The organism is Millionella massiliensis (assembly GCF_900104655.1).
GTDB classification, from domain to species: domain Bacteria; phylum Bacteroidota; class Bacteroidia; order Bacteroidales; family Rikenellaceae; genus Rikenella; species Rikenella massiliensis.
In genome coordinates, this window is record NZ_FNWD01000002.1 from 2502396 (window position 1) to 2518337 (window position 15942).

At 58.9% G+C, this 15942-nt stretch carries 8 protein-coding genes and 3 tRNA genes; 6 read left to right on the forward strand and 5 right to left on the reverse strand.

What is annotated here, in order from left to right:
• Nucleotides 1–65: 65 nt before the first annotated feature.
• Nucleotides 66–1013, forward strand: a complete 948-nt coding sequence (locus BQ5379_RS09580) for a DNA/RNA non-specific endonuclease (RefSeq protein ID WP_083377698.1) — start codon at nucleotides 66–68, stop codon at nucleotides 1011–1013.
• Between the two features lie 291 nt (nucleotides 1014–1304).
• Here the strand turns inward: BQ5379_RS09580 and obgE are convergent, their stop codons facing one another.
• Nucleotides 1305–2315 (reverse strand): GTPase ObgE, encoded by a 1011-nt coding sequence (obgE, locus tag BQ5379_RS09585; RefSeq protein WP_071135224.1) that lies wholly within the window; start codon nucleotides 2313–2315, stop codon nucleotides 1305–1307.
• 137 nt (nucleotides 2316–2452) lie between these two features.
• Between obgE and BQ5379_RS09590 the strand changes: the two genes are divergently transcribed.
• From BQ5379_RS09590 to BQ5379_RS09600, 3 genes are all read left to right on the forward strand, one after another.
• Nucleotides 2453–2526: transfer RNA gene (locus BQ5379_RS09590), tRNA-Thr, on the forward strand.
• Between the two features lie 142 nt (nucleotides 2527–2668).
• Nucleotides 2669–2751: transfer RNA gene (locus BQ5379_RS09595), tRNA-Tyr, on the forward strand.
• A gap of 101 nt (nucleotides 2752–2852) precedes the next feature.
• Nucleotides 2853–2928 (forward strand) — tRNA-Gly (locus tag BQ5379_RS09600).
• Nucleotides 2929–3466: 538 nt separating this feature from the next.
• Here the strand turns inward: BQ5379_RS09600 and BQ5379_RS09605 are convergent.
• Nucleotides 3467–4384, reverse strand: a complete 918-nt coding sequence (locus tag BQ5379_RS09605) for a Ppx/GppA phosphatase family protein (protein ID WP_071135225.1) — start codon at nucleotides 4382–4384, stop codon at nucleotides 3467–3469.
• Nucleotides 4385–4551: 167 nt separating this feature from the next.
• Complete coding sequence (gene ppk1 / locus BQ5379_RS09610) at nucleotides 4552–6618, reverse strand: polyphosphate kinase 1 (RefSeq protein WP_071135226.1); 2067 nt, start codon at nucleotides 6616–6618, stop codon at nucleotides 4552–4554.
• A 369-nt stretch (nucleotides 6619–6987) separates the two neighbouring features.
• Between ppk1 and feoB the strand changes: the two genes are divergently transcribed.
• Together feoB and BQ5379_RS11250 are read left to right on the forward strand one after the other, a co-directional pair.
• Nucleotides 6988–9483 carry a ferrous iron transport protein B gene (gene feoB / locus BQ5379_RS09615; RefSeq protein ID WP_071135227.1) on the forward strand — a complete coding sequence of 832 codons (2496 nt, stop codon included), beginning with the start codon at nucleotides 6988–6990 and terminating at the stop codon, nucleotides 9481–9483.
• Between the two features lie 3 nt (nucleotides 9484–9486).
• Nucleotides 9487–9660: a hypothetical protein gene (locus BQ5379_RS11250; protein WP_162841068.1), complete on the forward strand. Its 174-nt coding sequence runs from the start codon at nucleotides 9487–9489 to the stop codon at nucleotides 9658–9660.
• A 241-nt stretch (nucleotides 9661–9901) separates the two neighbouring features.
• Here the strand turns inward: BQ5379_RS11250 and BQ5379_RS09620 are convergent, their stop codons facing one another.
• Together BQ5379_RS09620 and BQ5379_RS09625 are read right to left on the reverse strand one after the other, a co-directional pair.
• On the reverse strand, nucleotides 9902–11710 hold the full coding sequence (locus BQ5379_RS09620; protein WP_071135228.1) for a MutS-related protein: 1809 nt from the start codon (nucleotides 11708–11710) through the stop codon (nucleotides 9902–9904).
• A gap of 559 nt (nucleotides 11711–12269) precedes the next feature.
• A complete protein-coding gene (locus tag BQ5379_RS09625; protein WP_071135229.1) occupies nucleotides 12270–15878 on the reverse strand; it encodes a glycoside hydrolase family 38 N-terminal domain-containing protein in 3609 nt (1202 codons plus the stop codon).
• Nucleotides 15879–15942: the final 64 nt, after the last annotated feature.

Genomic DNA, 15942 nt, shown 5'->3' on the forward strand with positions numbered 1-15942 from the left:
TCCTGCTTCCGGCAGGGTCGGCAACGGCCCAACCGAGGCGGGGATTTTTTGTATCTTTATGCCGCATGAAACGCAACGCTCGACATAACAGACGTCCGAAACGGCGGGGAAAGATTCCACGTCGCGTGTGGGTGTGGACGGTGGTCTGGCTGGTGCTGGCCATCGTTGCGATCGCCTGTTCCCACCGTTTTCTGCCCGGGGCTCCGCCGATGCAGCAGCGGGCTGAACGGGTTGCGCGTCCGGCAGAGGCAACCGCAGCACGGACGGAGGAGAAGGTCACCACGCGATCCGAAGGAAAAGCTGTCGCGCGACCGACAGATGGAGGTTCTGTCTCCTCGAAGAGCGAACGAAAAGTATTGCCCGGCGGACTTGAACTTCCGGCCGTGGGGCGTAACGATACGTTGATTTACAACGAGGTGGGGCGCTACACGTTTCTCTACCGGCCGTCGTGCAAGGTGTCGCAGTGGGTGGCCTACAAACTCACGCGCAGCGACGTTGCGGGCGGAGCGGACCGTAGTGATGCCTTTCGTGAGGATCCCCGTCTGGCCCGGTTCGGATGGCCGTCGGCTACGAATGCCGATTACAAGGGGAGCGGTTACGACCGGGGCCATTTGCTGCCTTCGGCCGACCGGAAATCTTCGGTCGAGGCCAATCGGGCGACTTTTCTTTACTCCAACATGGCTCCCCAGTTGCCGAAACTGAACCGCGGAGCGTGGAAGGTGCTCGAGGAACGGTTGCGTCGGCTGACGGCCGATTACGATACGTTGTACGTTGTGGTGGGAACGGTGGTGGATCGCTCGCCGAAGTCGATCGGTGACGGGGTGGCGGTGCCGCGGCTCTTTTTCAAGGCGGTGGCGTTGCGTCGGGGCGATGATTTCCGGGGCGAAGCCTATGTGATGCCCAACAGTGCCAGCGAGTTGGCCGGTAAAAGTTATGACCGTTTCGAGGTGACAGTGGACAGCGTGGAACGGTTGACCGGTCTGGATCTGTTCCCGCGGATTGCCGGATTTTAAAGGCTGTGTGGTGTGGGGGAACAACACGGGCGACTGTGGATGTTTTAATGGGGAAGGTTTTATGGAGTCTTCGGTTGCGGGTCAGGTGCGTCGATGGTGATGTGGAATTGTCTTCTCCCGTGTTTGGGGAACGCGTTTTTGGGGCGGAGTTGCTGTCCGAAGCGGAAAGTCCGAGGTGAGAGTTGCTCGATAAGAAACATTGAGTAGATGGATAAAGTGTAACGGCCCGTTCTGCATGATAGCAGAACGGGCCGTTACTCGCTTGTGCTGGGTGTAAATTCCACAGCGGGGTTACTCTTCGGTCAAGGCTGACCAAAGCATGTCCTTCAGTTCGCGAATGTGCAGACCAGCTACGGAGGAGATAAATAGGCGTGGAATGCCGCGCAATTCGGGGGCTGCATCGAGTTCCTGACTCAGTGCCTCGGTCAGCTCTTCGTCGAGCATGTCGCTCTTGGTGACGGCCAGCAGCCGCCGTTTGTCGAGCATTTCGGGATTGTACTGTCGCAATTCGTTAAGCAGGATGTTGTATTCCCGCACGATCTCTTTCGTGTCGGCGGGAACCATGAACAGCAGCACGGAGTTGCGCTCGATGTGGCGCAGAAAACGGGTGCCGATGCCGCGACCTTCATGGGCGCCTTCGATGATGCCGGGGATATCGGCCATCACAAAGGAGTGTCCGTCGCGCACTTCGACGATGCCGAGATTGGGCTCCAGCGTGGTGAAGGCGTAGTCGGCAATCTTGGGTTTGGCGGCCGATACGACCGACAGCAGGGTCGATTTGCCGGCATTTGGGAAACCAACCAGTCCGACGTCGGCCAGCACTTTCAGTTCCAGAATAAACCATCCCTCCTGCATGGGCTCGCCGGGTTGGGCGTAGCGGGGGGCCTGATTGGTGGCGGTGCGGAAGTGCCAGTTGCCGAGTCCGCCGCGGCCGCCGCGCACGAGGATCACTTCCTGGCGGTCTTCGGTCACTTCGGCAACGACTTCGCCGGTCTCGGCGTCTTTGGCCACGGTGCCGAGCGGTACGTCGAGGATGATATCTTTGCCGTCGCGGCCGTGGCTTTTGGCGCCGCTGCCTCCTTCGCCGTTTTCGGCCATCTGGTGGCGCTGGTATTTGAGGTGGATCAGGGTCCAGTACTGGCTGTTGCCGCGCAGGATCACGTGGCCGCCGCGACCGCCGTCGCCGCCGTCGGGACCGCCGAATTCGATGTATTTCTCGCGACGAAAATGGCACGAGCCGGGACCGCCGTTGCCGGAGCGGGCGTAAATCTTGACGTAGTCTACGAAGTTCGAGGATGCCATGGGTGGATTGGGTGATTTGGATACGGATTCAGCAGGCGCGGGGCCTTTCTGACCACAAATGTACGCTTTTTTGAGAATTTTTCGGGCTTGGGATTTGCGGATATACTTTTCTTTCCTATCTTTGCACTCGCAAAAACGCCGATGTAGCTCAGTTGGCCAGAGCAGCTGATTTGTAATCAGCTGGTCGGGGGTTCGAATCCCTCCATCGGCTCACCTATGGTGAGCGAGCCGGGGGGCGAGAGAAAGGAGGAGGGGTAAGAGAGGGAGCAACGAGAAGAGAGTGAGAGAGGGGGAAGGAGAGATGGAAAGAGAGACAGAATACAGGGCCGGCTGTCATCATACATAGTTCTTTCGGGCGGATACCAGAGTGGCCAAATGGGGCAGACTGTAAATCTGCTGGCGTACGCCTTCGGTGGTTCGAATCCATCTCCGCCCACATTGCTTTTCGTATTTTTCGCTCCCTTTTCGGGAACTCCGGCTTGCGCCAGCATTCAGTGCGTGAAGTTTTCGGAGGGCGATCGATCCGAAAATTCGTTTGCGGAAGTAGCTCAGTTGGTAGAGCATCAGCTTCCCAAGCTGAGGGTCGCGAGTTCGAACCTCGTCTTCCGCTCCAGGCTTAAAAGAGTCGTCCTACGGGATAGTGGACGACTCTTTTCTTTTTTCATCGTATTCCGTTGGCCGGGGCGGGGCGTGTCAGCTTCGTACAGTATTCTCTGGGTGGTATTATCTCAAAGGTTGATATTTCATTTCTGTCGATTGTTCCGTGTCTTGTGGGAATCGGATGTATTTTTGCTGGGGGAAAGGACTGAATGGCCGGTGCGTTTTGCATGGACGCAACACCCCTTTATTTGCTCCTTTGAAACGGGTTGTTGAGTAAGTTGGTTGGCGTGGGTATCGAGGTCGAATGTGCCGGCAGAGGCTGTATGATGGCGAGGTGGTGGCCTCGGCGGCTGGAATCCACTCCAAGGACTTCTCGCTACGCCTCGGAACCTGCCGACGACCGTAGGTGTCTAGGGTATTTTATCTGTGCAGTCCAGTGCCGGTGAATGGTGGTTGGCGGGACTTTCTTTCCTTTTGTAGGAGGTGTTAAAAACAGTTACCGGTCGGAAACACCGAAGGGGTATCCGACCGGTAACCTGTTGTTTGCGGTGTTATGCTTTCGAAGGGTTTTGAGCGCTGTTTTGTGTCGCGTGTTGGGCGTAGAGTGTTCGGATAATGCCGTCCGATAGCCCCATCTTCGGAACGAGGATCTCTTCGATGTTGCACTGGCTGCATACCGTCAAAAAGATTTTCATCGCCGGAACGATCACGTCCGCCCGATAGGTCGCCAGCCGCATGGTGTGTACCCGCTCGGCGAAGCTGAAACTCTTGATGTAGCGGTAGAGCATGTCCAGTTCGGGGCGCGTGATGCTCTCCTTGTCCTTTTTGTTCAGCAGTTTTTGGGCCTTGTTGATGTTGCCGCCCGATCCGATGATGGTCGACGGCTGGTATTTCTTGCCCATTTCGGCCAACCACTTTTTAAACCGTTTCATCTCGTCCTTGTCGACGGCGTCGGAGAGCATACGCACGGTGCCCAGTGCGAACGAACGGGCTGCTACCTTGGTGCGGTTGCTGTAGACGATCACTTCGGTGCTGCCGCCTCCCACATCGACGTACATGTAGGTTTTGTCGGCGGCGAGCATGTCCACCAGGCCGTTGGCAAAGATGGTGTCGGCTTCGAGCTGGCCGCTGATGATTTCGATCCCGATGCCGCTGTTGCGTCGGATGTAGTCTGTGATCTCCGGGCCGTTTTTGGCTTCGCGCATGGCACTGGTGGCGTAGGCGCGGTAGTCCTGTACGCCGTAGGCCTTCATGATGTGCGAGAAGCCGGCCATTGCTTCGCACATCCGTTCCCGTTTTTCGGTCGAGATTTCGCCGCGGGTGAAGACATCTTCGCCCAGGCGGATCGGGACGCGCAGAAAGGCGGTCTTTTTGAATTCGACCTGATCGGGATACTCTTCGACGGTGGTGATCAGCAGGCGTATGGCGTTGGAACCGATGTCGATGGCTCCGAAGGTGTAGGTACTCATAGGTGTATGCGGTGTTTCTCCGGACTAATTTACGGAAAATTTACGAGTTTCGGTGGGCTTAAAACGTTTCATCCGGCCTCGCGGGACCGGATGAAACGGGGTGTTGCGCGGCATGGCTCCGCTGGAAACGCTGGTGCCGGGAAGACCGGCTGGGCGATGTGCGTGGTCTATTCCAGTGAGGCGTAGTAGTCATAAAGGGCTGTCTGCGAGCGAATCAGCTCGTCGGGCGGGGTCTGCTGCTGGTCGCCGCGGTAACGGTTGGCCAGGGGGTCTTGCAGGTCGCGGGCCTTGACGTTGTCGTGCCACTGGATCGAGAAGACTTTTCGCAGAATGGCCTGTATCTTTTTGTCCAGAATGGGGGTGATGACCTCCACGCGGCGGTTGAGGTTGCGGGTCATCCAGTCGGCGCTGCCGATAAAAACTTTTTCCTTGCCGCCGTTGCAGAAGATGAACAGGCGGGCGTGTTCGAGGTATTTGTCCACGATGCTGATGCCGCGGATGTTTTCGCTGATCTCCTCCTGGGCGGGCATCAGGCAGCAGGCACCGCGGATAATGAGGCGAACCTTGACTCCTGCCGCGCTGGCCTTGTAGAGTCGTTGGATGATTTTCTCGTCGGTGAGGCTGTTACATTTGGCGTAGATGTAGGCCTTCTTCTTTTTGCGGGCATTTTCGATTTCGGTGTCGATCAGCTCTTCGAAGCTTTTGCGCATGTTGAAGGGCGATACCAGCAGCAGACGGGTGTCCATGTGTTTGTAGCTGGTCTGGAGGAATTCGAAGACCTGACGGGCGTCGTCGGCAATCTGCTGGTTGGCGGTGAAGAGCGAAAAGTCGCTGTAGATGGAGGCTGTGTTTTCGTTGAAGTTACCGGTGCCGATGTGGACGTAGCCTCGGGTTTTCGACCCTTCGCGCCGCTCGACGAGCACCAGTTTGCTGTGTACCTTGAGTCCCTCGATGCCGTAGATCACCTTGATGCCGGCCTGGCGCAGCGTTTCGGCGTTTTCGATGTTGCGCTCTTCGTCGAAACGGGCCAGCAGCTCCATGAAGACGACCACTTTCTTGCCGTTCTTTGCGGCGTTGATCAGTGCGCGGATGATCTTCGAGCGGTCGGCCGTGCGGTAGAGCGTCATGCTGATGCTGACGGTCTTGGGGTCCATGGCCGCTTCGCGCAGGAAGTCGATGAAGTGGTTGAAGGTGTAGTAGGGGTAGTTCAGCAGGATGTCCTGCCGGCGGATGACGTCGATGATGCTCGAGAAGGGCCGGATGGCGGGGTGGCGCAGCGGGGCGGGGTTGTGGTATTCCAGGTCGGGGTTGACCTTGGGGAATTTCATCAGGTCGCGCATCAGGTGGTAGCGGCCGCCGGGGCTGACGTTGTCGCCGGGCTTGAGGCCCAGTTTGGAGGTGATGGTCTCCAGCAGGTCGGCGGGCATAGCCTTGTCGTACACCATCCGCACGGGACGGCCGTGGCGGCGTTTGTCGATCCCCTGTTCCATCTTTTCGATGATGCTCTTGGTGACGTCGTCGTCGAGCGACATCTCGGCGTCGCGCATGAACTTGAAGGCGTAGGCTTCGATGCGGTCGTAGTCGAACATGAAGAAGACTTCGTCCAGACACAGCCGGATGATGTCATCCACGAAGATGATCTCGGTGCGTCCTTCGGCCGAGGCGGGCAGCACGATGAACCGCGGAAGGGTGGCGGTGCTGGGGATCTCGATCACGGCGTAGCGGACGATGCTGCCGAGCCCCTTGCCGCAGCCGGTCATCTTCACGGCGTGGTAGATGCGGCCGTCGCGCAGGAAGGGCAGCTTGGTGCTCTTGCGCACCATCAGCGGCACCAGCAGCGGACTGATCGTGTCGGCAAAGTAGTCGCGGCAGAAGGCGGCCTGTTGCTCGGTGAGCCGGGTTTCGTCGACGATGAAGATGCCGTAGCTCTCCATCTCGGTCAGTATCTCGGCGTAGGTCTTTTCGAAGCTTTGTTGGAGCCCGTTGAGGCGGTCGTATATCTTGCTCAGCAGTACTTCCGGGGTATCGCCTCCCTGCACCTCTTTGGTGCGGGTGCCGCGCAGCAGGGTCATCCTCTCGAGGTTGGCCACGCGCACCTTGAAAAACTCGTCCTGGTTATTGGAGTAGATACCCAAAAAACGGAGGCGTTGCAGCAGCGGGACGCTGCGGTCCTGCGCCTCCTGCATGACGCGTTCGTTGAAGGAAATCCAGCTTAGTTCTCTGTTGTACAACATAAATGAATCCGGTTTCTTTTCTTACCACAAAGGTAAGTTACAAATAAATAACGACAAATCGCGGGCCAGGTTAAGTAAAAGTTAAATTTCGCAGCCCCTTTCCCCACATATGGGGAGTGGGTGTGGCGACCGGTCCCGGAATATCCCCATAAGATGGGATAACACGTTTCGTTACAATCCGCTACTTTTGCATTCCGAGACGGAGAACACGACGGCCCGTTCGACCGATGAACCGTGCGGGGGAGAGTGACTCGGGAAAGGGTGTGAAACTTCCGGAGCTGGGAGGTAGATTGGTCCGCAGTGGATATATCGCGTGGACTGTGCATTTGCGGTTCTCAATGTGTATCTTTGTCTTCAGTTGTAAATACTATGGAAAACGAGACAATATGCCGGCGTTTGTCGGAGCTCTCCACCGCCGAAAGCGGTATCATTACCAAAGTGCGGGGGCACGGTTCGTTCCGCAAGCGAATCACCGAAATGGGATTCATTCGCGGCAAGCGGGTGACGGTGATTAAGAATGCGCCGTTGCTGGACCCCGTCGAGTACGAAATCATGGGGTACCACATCGCTCTGCGGCGGAGCGAGGCCGACCTGATCGAGGTGACCACGGCCGATGGCGATGTGTTCGGCAAGCCTGAAGCACAGGTGGTGCTCGAAGACGAGACGAACAACCGGTTCCGTCATGCCGCCAGCCGCACGATCAACGTGGCGCTGGTGGGCAATCCCAACTGCGGCAAGACATCGCTCTTCAATCTGGCCAGCGGCTCGCACGAGCGGGTCGGAAACTACAGCGGCGTGACGGTCGAGGCCAAGGAGGCCACTGCTTCGCACAAGGGCTACACCCTGCGGCTGGCCGACCTGCCCGGAACTTACTCCATCACCGAATATACGCCCGAGGAGCTGTACGTGCGGCGTCACATCCTGGAGCAGATGCCCGACGTGGTGATCAACGTGGTCGATGCATCGAATCTGGAGCGCAACCTCTTTTTGACCACCCAGCTGATCGACATGAACCTCAAGGTGGTCATTGCGCTGAACATGTACGACGAACTGGTCGCCAGCGGTGCCCGTTTCGACTACGAGGCGCTGGGGCGGATGATCGGGATTCCGATCGTGCCGACCGTCGCCTCCAAGGGGGAGGGGATCGACCGGCTCTTCGACTGTGTCGTGGCGGCTTTCGAAGACAACGAACCCACCATGCGGCACATCCATATCAACTACGGTGAAGATATCGAACGAAGCATCTCCGTGCTGCAAAATCTGATCTGGCAGGATGGCGACATCGTGGCCCACTATTCGTCGCGTTACCTGGCCATCAAACTGCTCGAAGGCGACCAGGATACGCTGGGGTTGCTGGCTTCGACCTCCAACTTCGAAGCGATCCGGGCGGCTGTCGAGCGTGAGACGGCGCGTCTGGAGCGTTTCTACCACGACCGTGCCGAGACCGTCATTGCCGGTGCCCGTTACGGCTTTATCGCCGGGGCGCTGGGCGAAACCTTCACGCCGGGTACGGTGGACAAAAACAGCAAGGCAACCCGGATCGACCGCATCATGACCCACAAGATCTGGGGCTTTCCGATCTTCCTGCTGTTGATGTGGGTGATGTTCCAGGCAACCTTCTCGCTGGGTGAAATCCCGGCCGGGTGGATGGAGAGCGGGGTCGAGTGGCTCGGCGAGTGGGTGTCCGGCGTGATGCCCGAAGGGTCGCTTCGCGACCTGCTGGTCGACGGGGTCATCAGCGGCGTGGGGGGTGTGATAGTCTTTCTGCCGCAGATTCTGATTCTCTTTTTCTTCATCTCGCTGATGGAGGATACCGGTTACATGGCCCGGACGGCATTCCTCATGGACCGCTTCATGCACCGCATCGGGCTGCACGGCAAGTCGTTCATTCCGTTGCTGATGGGCTTCGGGTGTAACGTGCCGGCCATCATGGCCACCCGTACGCTCGAAAGCCGCAAGGACCGGATTCTGACCATGCTGATTATTCCGTTCATGTCCTGTTCGGCACGACTGCCGGTCTATGTGCTGTTGATTTCGGCCTTCTTCACGGCCTATCAGGGGCTGATGCTGATGTCGATCTACCTGATCGGGATTGTCGTGGCCGTTCTTTCGTCGCTGCTGCTCAAACGGATTCTCTTTTACAAGGAGGAGGCGCCGTTCGTGATGGAGCTGCCGCCCTATCGGGTCCCCACCGGGCGGAGCGTTCTGCGTCACATGTGGAGCAAGGGGTCGCAGTATCTGCGTAAGATGGGGACCGTGATCCTGCTGGCGTCGGTGCTGATCTGGGCGCTGGGACACTATCCCCGTCCGACCGAGGCACAACAGGCCACTATGGAAAGTTCGCCCGAAATGGCTGCCGAATGGCAGGCCGAAAACTCCTATATCGGTCGGCTCGGCCACGCCATCGAGCCGGTGATCCGTCCGCTCGGTTTCGACTGGAAGATCGGCGTGAGCCTCCTGAGCGGATTGGCCGCCAAGGAGATCGTGGTCAGCACCATGGCCGTGCTCAACACGCCCGTCCAGTCGTCTGCCGACACGGTGGCCCTTGCGCCGGTTGCCGCACCGCTTCCGGACGAGGCGGTCGAGGCCGAATCGGCCGAAGTCGATGGACAGTTGGTGCGCAGCCTCCAGCAGCAGCGTTATACTTCCGGCCCCCGGGCGGGTGAACCGGTCTATACGCCGCTGGTCGCTTTCGGTATGATGGTCTTCATTCTGCTCTATTTCCCCTGCATTGCCGCCATTGCCGCCATTCGCAAGGAGGCAGGCTGGAAATGGGCTCTGTTCACGGTATGTTACACGACGGGACTTGCCTGGGTGGTCTCCTGTTTGATCTTCCAGATCGGGTCGCGTGTTTTCGGAGGGTAGGCCATGAGTCAGGATAACGTTGTGCTGGTGATCGTCATCGTGTGCGCCCTGCTGGTGGTCGTTGGCCTCGTGCGACGGCTGCGTGGACGTAAGGGCGGTTGCGGCTGTGGATGCTCCGACGGTTCGGGGCGTCGTGGCAAGGGATGTGACGGCTGTTCGTCCGGCTGCTGCGGATAGCGGTTTGTCAAAGGGTATGGCGGCGGTCGTGCCGGCGATCCCTCCCGAAAGAGGGTGTGTGGCGTACCGTGGCGTTGTGCAAGCCTATGGTTGTAGCTTAAAACATATGGCGGGGCGGAGTGCTCCGGATTGGTTATAAAAAGAAGTCATGCTGCTCAGGGCAGCATGACTTCTTTATTTCTTTCGTCAAGGGGGTGGTGTATGGCGGCAGAGGCTTTTTGACCGATTCCGGTTGTGTGCCCTATCCGATTAGGCCCATCTGTTCGAGCAGAATCGATGCGTTCATGTTGCGGCTGACACCGGGGCGCAGCTTGTAGTCATAGACAATTTCGCGGCCCTGGTGGTCGATCTCGAAGCAGACGTTGTGGAAATTCGCCGGGAAGCGTTCCTGAAGCTCGCCCAGGGCCAGATCGTGCGTGGCGACGAGCCCTGCTACGCGCAGCCCCCGCAGCTTTTCGAGAAAACGCAGCGAGCCGTTCAGTTTGTCCTGCGAGTTGGTCCCCTTGAGCATCTCGTCGAGGATGATGAAGAGCCGCTCTTCGCGCTCGGCCGTGTGCACCAGCTGTTGCAGGCGCAGCAGTTCGGCGTGGAAATAGGAGGTTCCCTTCGAGAGGTTGTCGGTTGTGCGCATGCTGGTGAAGAGCGCCATCGGGCGGCAGCGGAACCGCGAGGCGCAGACGACGCACCCCGAGAGGGCCATTACCAGCGAGACACCGATCGTGCGCAGGAAGGTGCTCTTGCCGGCCATGTTGGCGCCGGTCACGACGAAGAATTCGTGCAGGTCGCGTACCGTCAGGTCGTTCGTGACCATCCCCGCACGGGGCAACATCGGGTGGCCGACGGCATGCGCTTCGAGCAGCCGGTTGTCCGTGATTTCGGGTACGGTGTATTCCGGATGGTTGAACCGGAAGGTGGCCAGGCTCACCAGCCGGTCGGCCACCGATACGGCCTCCAGCCATTCGCCGATCTTCGTGCCGTAGGTGCGGCGCCACTTTTCGAGCCGTCGGACCAGATGCACGTCGCGCATCCACAGTGCGTTGGTCACCAGTTCGGCCAGCAGGTTGGCCCGCTGTTCCAGCCCGGCGAGGATGCGTTCCAATCGGCGGAATGCCGGCAGGGCACCGCCGTTGTCCGACGTGATGCGGTCGCGGTGGAGTCGCAGCATCGGGGAGGTGAATTCGGTCTCGGCCAGCTGGCGGACCAGCCCGGTATAGCTGCCCATCATGCCGAGAAAGGCGTCCAGACGGCGCTGCATCTGGCTCACCCGTTTAGCGTATGCGCCCACGATTCCGAGTTGGGCGAGCGACAGCAGTACGGCGGGCCAGGTGAAGCGCTCCATTCCGAAGGCGGTCAGGCTCCATGCCCCGATGGTCAGTACCGGGAGCAGGCCGGGCAGCCAGCACCATACCGGACTGCCGAAAATTTCAGGCTCGGCCAAAAAACGATTCCAGGCTTCGTTGTCGGGGCCTTCGCCCTGTTTTTTACGGCCCAGCGTCCCGACCGTGCGAAACCGCAGACACCATTCGGGCATGGCGGCCAGCTCGGCGGAAGCCTCCTGCCGGGCACGGATCTCGTCGGCGTCGCGGCAGGGGTGTAGCAGCCATGCCGCCAGACTGCGCTTTCCGTCGGACGTGACGGTCCGGTTGAGGCGTCGGAACAGCGAATCCTCGCCGAAAAGGTCGAGGTCGGCGGCATAGGCGTGGGTCGGGTCGGCAAACTCCTCGCCGGTGGGCAGCGTGTCGAAACGGTTGTCCAGGGCCTCCGATTCGGTCCGGCAGCCGTCGATCATCGTTTTGTGGTAACGGATTCGCTGGACCAGGCGGTTGTCGATCACACCGAGTACGATAAAGGCAAGTAGAGTACCCACTGTCGCGCCGATCCAAAAACGGCTGTCAAGTGCGATGATGCCGTAGATGTCCCAAATCAGCACCGCGAAGGCGGCGATGCGCAGCGCGGTGACAAGGTTTCGTTTCTGCTGCTCTTTCTTGAGCCATGCGGTATGCCGTGCGGCTGTTTCGGCGTAAAAGGCGTGCGGGGTGTTCGATGTCATGCAGTCGCGGTAGAAAAATAATCGGTAAAGATAAAACGGAATTTTAGAGTGAGGAGCGATACTGAAATTAAATACGATTTTGTGGCGTAGAATATTGTTTTGTGGGTCGGGATTCCGAAGGGCGAAGGTCTTGGCCCTGTTTGGTGGCGGAAGGTGCCGGTAGGAATGGAGCGAAGCCCCGGGCGATGCCGTATCGGTTCGGGAAATATCGGTCATCGGTCGGAAGAAAAGAACTGACGAAAAGCGCGCGGATGACAGGTCGCAGTAAAACAGATCGATTCCGATACTCGCCGTTGTGATGCGGGTACCGGAATCGAACAAAATTCCGCTTGAAATGGTCGAAACGGGTCGGCTGCCGGTTTCCTGCGACGGATCGCAGTTTGTTCGGAAATCGCAGTTGTTCAGGAAAACGTATTTGGCTCGAAAAATTGCATTCAGCTTTGAGACTTACATCTCTGTCGGAGAACGGAAAAATGCACCCGGCGCAGTATGCTCTTTTGCAATCCCTCCGAAAAAAGTTCCGGCCCCGGGTTAATCCGGTGCCGGAACGGAGTGGCTGTTAATAAACCGAAAACTCGTAGATGCGTACGGTGTTGCCCCCGCGTTGGTCGGGCTGGGTGACCAGCAGCCGCACGTAACGCGCCTGGACGGGTTTCGACAGCAGTCGGTCGGTCTCCATCTCGGTGTTGTCTGAAACCGTGTCGACCGTCTTCCACTCCTCGTCGGGCGTGGTGCGTACCTGGAGACTGTATGCTTTGGTGGTGTAGTCGAGCGACTCCATGCCGGCGTGCATCACGGTCCAGCCGTGAACGGTCTGTTCGGAACCCAGATCCACGGCGAGGTATTTGGGGCTGGCGTCGCTGACGTCGCACCATTTCGTGGCGAGGTTGTCGTCCAGAGCCAGTTCGGCACGTTCCGACGCATTGTTTTCGCCCGAACGTTCGGCCACCGGTTTTCCGAGGGTGAGGTTACGGGTAAAGAGCGCCCGTTCGTCGACGCCCGTGATCGGGAGCGATACACGCAGCAGGTCCTGAGCCGGAACGATGGTGTTGGTGCGGTCTTCGGCGGCTGTTACCGCAAAGACTACGATGCGCGGATCGTCGGGAAGAACCAGCTCACGGGCGCCGGCCGGAATGTCGATGGCCGTGCAGAACATGTAGGTGAAGCGGTAGGGTACGTCCTTGTTGGCGATCATGTCGTGCGTATGGGTGCCGCAGAAGATGACGTCGGCCCCTTTCAGATAGCCTGCCGTGTGGTCAGTGTGTCCCCACTGGCCGATGAATCCGCTGTAGTAGGGAACCAGTGCCGGGTACTCTTTGCCGTCGACCGTGAAAACGGCTTCGTTGTCACGACGCGTCGAGGCGGCGACGATATAGAGCTTGTTGTAGTTGCCTTCGGGCAGGGCGATCGTGTCGCGGTTGCATTTCACGCCGTTCGGTCCTTCGGCGCTCCCGAATTCGAAGCGTACCCCTTTGAAGTCGAGCGTCGTGGGGAAGAGCTCTGCGGCATAGGAGTTGCCTTTGCCGTCGAAGTTGGCGTCCGAGCGGTAGGGGTTGTACGAGGCGGTCTTCATGTCGAAGGGCAGGGCCACGGGGGTGCTGACGATCGGTGCGGCTTTCTGCTCGGGCGCGGCCAAACGTACTTTGAAGGTCTTGATCGAGAAGGGTTTGATGGTGAAGGTGAGGCGGTTGCCGGAGAACGACGCATCGCCGATTTCATCTTCGACCCCGTTGAGCTCACGGGCCGAGACGATATTGCCGGCAAAGGTCACGACGGCCTCCTGGGGTGCCTGGCCCGAGGTTTCGTAGAAGCGGACGATGTAGTCTTCGGACTTTTCGGCCCGTTTCAGCGCGCGCAGCACCACGTTGTCGTTTTGGGTCGATGCGAACGAGAAGCTGCGGCCCAGCGACCCTCGATGTTTCTCGGCTACGAAGGCCGTCAGCGGTTTGTTGAGCACTTCGGCTTTCGACACGGCGCGTCCGTCACGGAAGTCGCCTTCGTGCCCAACGATCGAGTAGGTGAAGGTGTGGTGGCCGAAATCCTGATGGTCCTGATAGGAGTATCCGCCGCCGGTCTTCGGCGTGTGGAGCAGCGTCAGGCGGATCGTATGGTCGTTGGGTTTGTCCCAGCCGTATTTGCAGTCGTTCAGCACCGAGATGCCGTAGGAGCCGTCGGTGTCGGTCAGGTCGGCCCACTGTTGGGCGTAGACTTCGTAGGCCGTCTCGGTGTTGTTGCCGCGGGCCACCGAACCGACGCCCAGGTCGTAGGTCGCTTTGGGGTTGGAGACGCTCAGCGGGAACTCGGCCTTCAGCAGTGCGTTGGTCGATGCCCAGTCGACTTCGTTGCGGATGTCGATCCGGTCGTCCTGCCCCCCTTCGGTGAGGGTGATGTACTGGCGGAATTTCGAGTCGCCGTGGGTGCGTTCCACGCATATCGAGGCGCGAACCGGACCCTGTTCGGCCACCGAAATCTTCACGTTGCCGCTGACCGCGACGGGCTCGCCGTCGATGGTCTGTTTGGTGATCTCCCAGGCCGGCCAGTTGACCGACTCGTTCTTGGTGAAGAGTGCCAGGCGGATGGATTTGCCCTCGCGGACCAGTTCGCGGCCGTTGCGTTTGTCGACGATCGAACGGACGTCGCCGTTGGCGTCGAGCGATACTCTGTAGATGCTGTTCTCGATCGATCTCTCGCTGGCTTTCAGAGCCGAAGAACCTTTCGGACTGCCGCCCTGACGGACTTCATAGACGGCATAGCCCGTCGCGGGGACGCGGGCGCTGAAGAGGATGCGGAGCGATCCGTTTTCGAAGCCCAGCACCTGATGCGGAATACGGCTTCCCTTGTCGTCATAGACGCTCACCCGTTCGCTGCCGGCCGGAATAGTGGTCTCGACAACTTCTGTGACTGGGAAACCGGCAGCATTGTAGATGACCAGTGGTGTGCCCTTCACGTTGGTGTTTAAGGCTTGTGATACGCCGCCGACCGATGTCGTCAGTACGTTGGAGAACTCCTGCAGTGACAGTAGTTCGTCGTTCCACGAGAATTCGTAGGCGCGTGGTATGCTCGTGCCGGTCAGGTCGTCGTGGAACTGGTGCCAGATGAAGCGTTTCCAGGCTTCGGTGAGTGTTTGATGAGGATAAGCTACAGCTCCAAGCCAGTCAGCAGCCACGGCACTGCGTTCGGCGGCGTCGGCCAGCTGTTCGTTCCGGCGGTTATAGAATTTCATGGCAGCCTGCGACGTGTAGCAGCCCGTAGCGTGAACGTCCATCAGCAGTTCGTCGTTCCATACGGGAAGCTCAGGATGCTGGTCGAAGGGGAGGTAATCCTTGTAAAGTTGATCGCTGGTGGCACTAATGATTTGCAGCGGTCCGTTGCCGTTGACACTGGCTTCTACGGCACGAACTGACTCGATGGTCGGAGCGCCTCCCGTGTCGCCGGTACCATAGTAGTGGTAGACGGTCTTGAGGGGGCTTGCGGAGGCCATGTCAATCAGCCCTTTGTTTTTGCTCAGGTCTTCGTAGCGCCACGCGGTTGTGTAGTTGTGTGCATCCATTACGGCCATGATGCGCGAGCCGTCGATCCCCTGCCACAGACCGATCTCGAAGGGTATCTTGCTGCCGTTTTTGTAGAAGGGGTGCTGGCGCCACATCAGCTTTTGGGTCGAGAAGCCGATCAGTCCGCAGTGGGAGGCGACCGTCGGAAGGGTCCAGCCGAAGCCGAAACAGTCGGGGAGGAAGATATCGGTGCCTTCGACGCCGAATTCGTCACGGTAGAAGTGTTGACCGTAGAGGATGTTGCGCGTGAACGACTCCGTCGACGGGATATTCGGGTCGGTGGCGTCCCACGAACTGCCGGTGACGTGCCAGCGGCCCTGGCGGATGTACTCTTTCATGAGTTCGTACTGGTGGGGATAGTACTCCTTCATCCACTGGTACTTGATGCCGCCCTCGAAATTGAAAATGTAGTCGGGGTACTTGGACAGCAGAAACAGATTCTGGTTCAGCGTCTTGGGAATGTACTCCGAGATCGATTGCTGCACGTCCCAGTTCCACTGCGAGTCGAAGTGGGCGTTGGAGACCATGTAGACTTTGTTCGGACTCTGTTCCTGGGCGCGGGCCGACCCGCCGAAGGCGAGCAGAATCAGGCCCAATAAAAAGGTTCGGTGTTTCATCCTTCAGAGAGTATTTAGAGTTTAGGTTTGTTCGTTTTGCAAGGTCTCTCGGCGGCTCCGACGG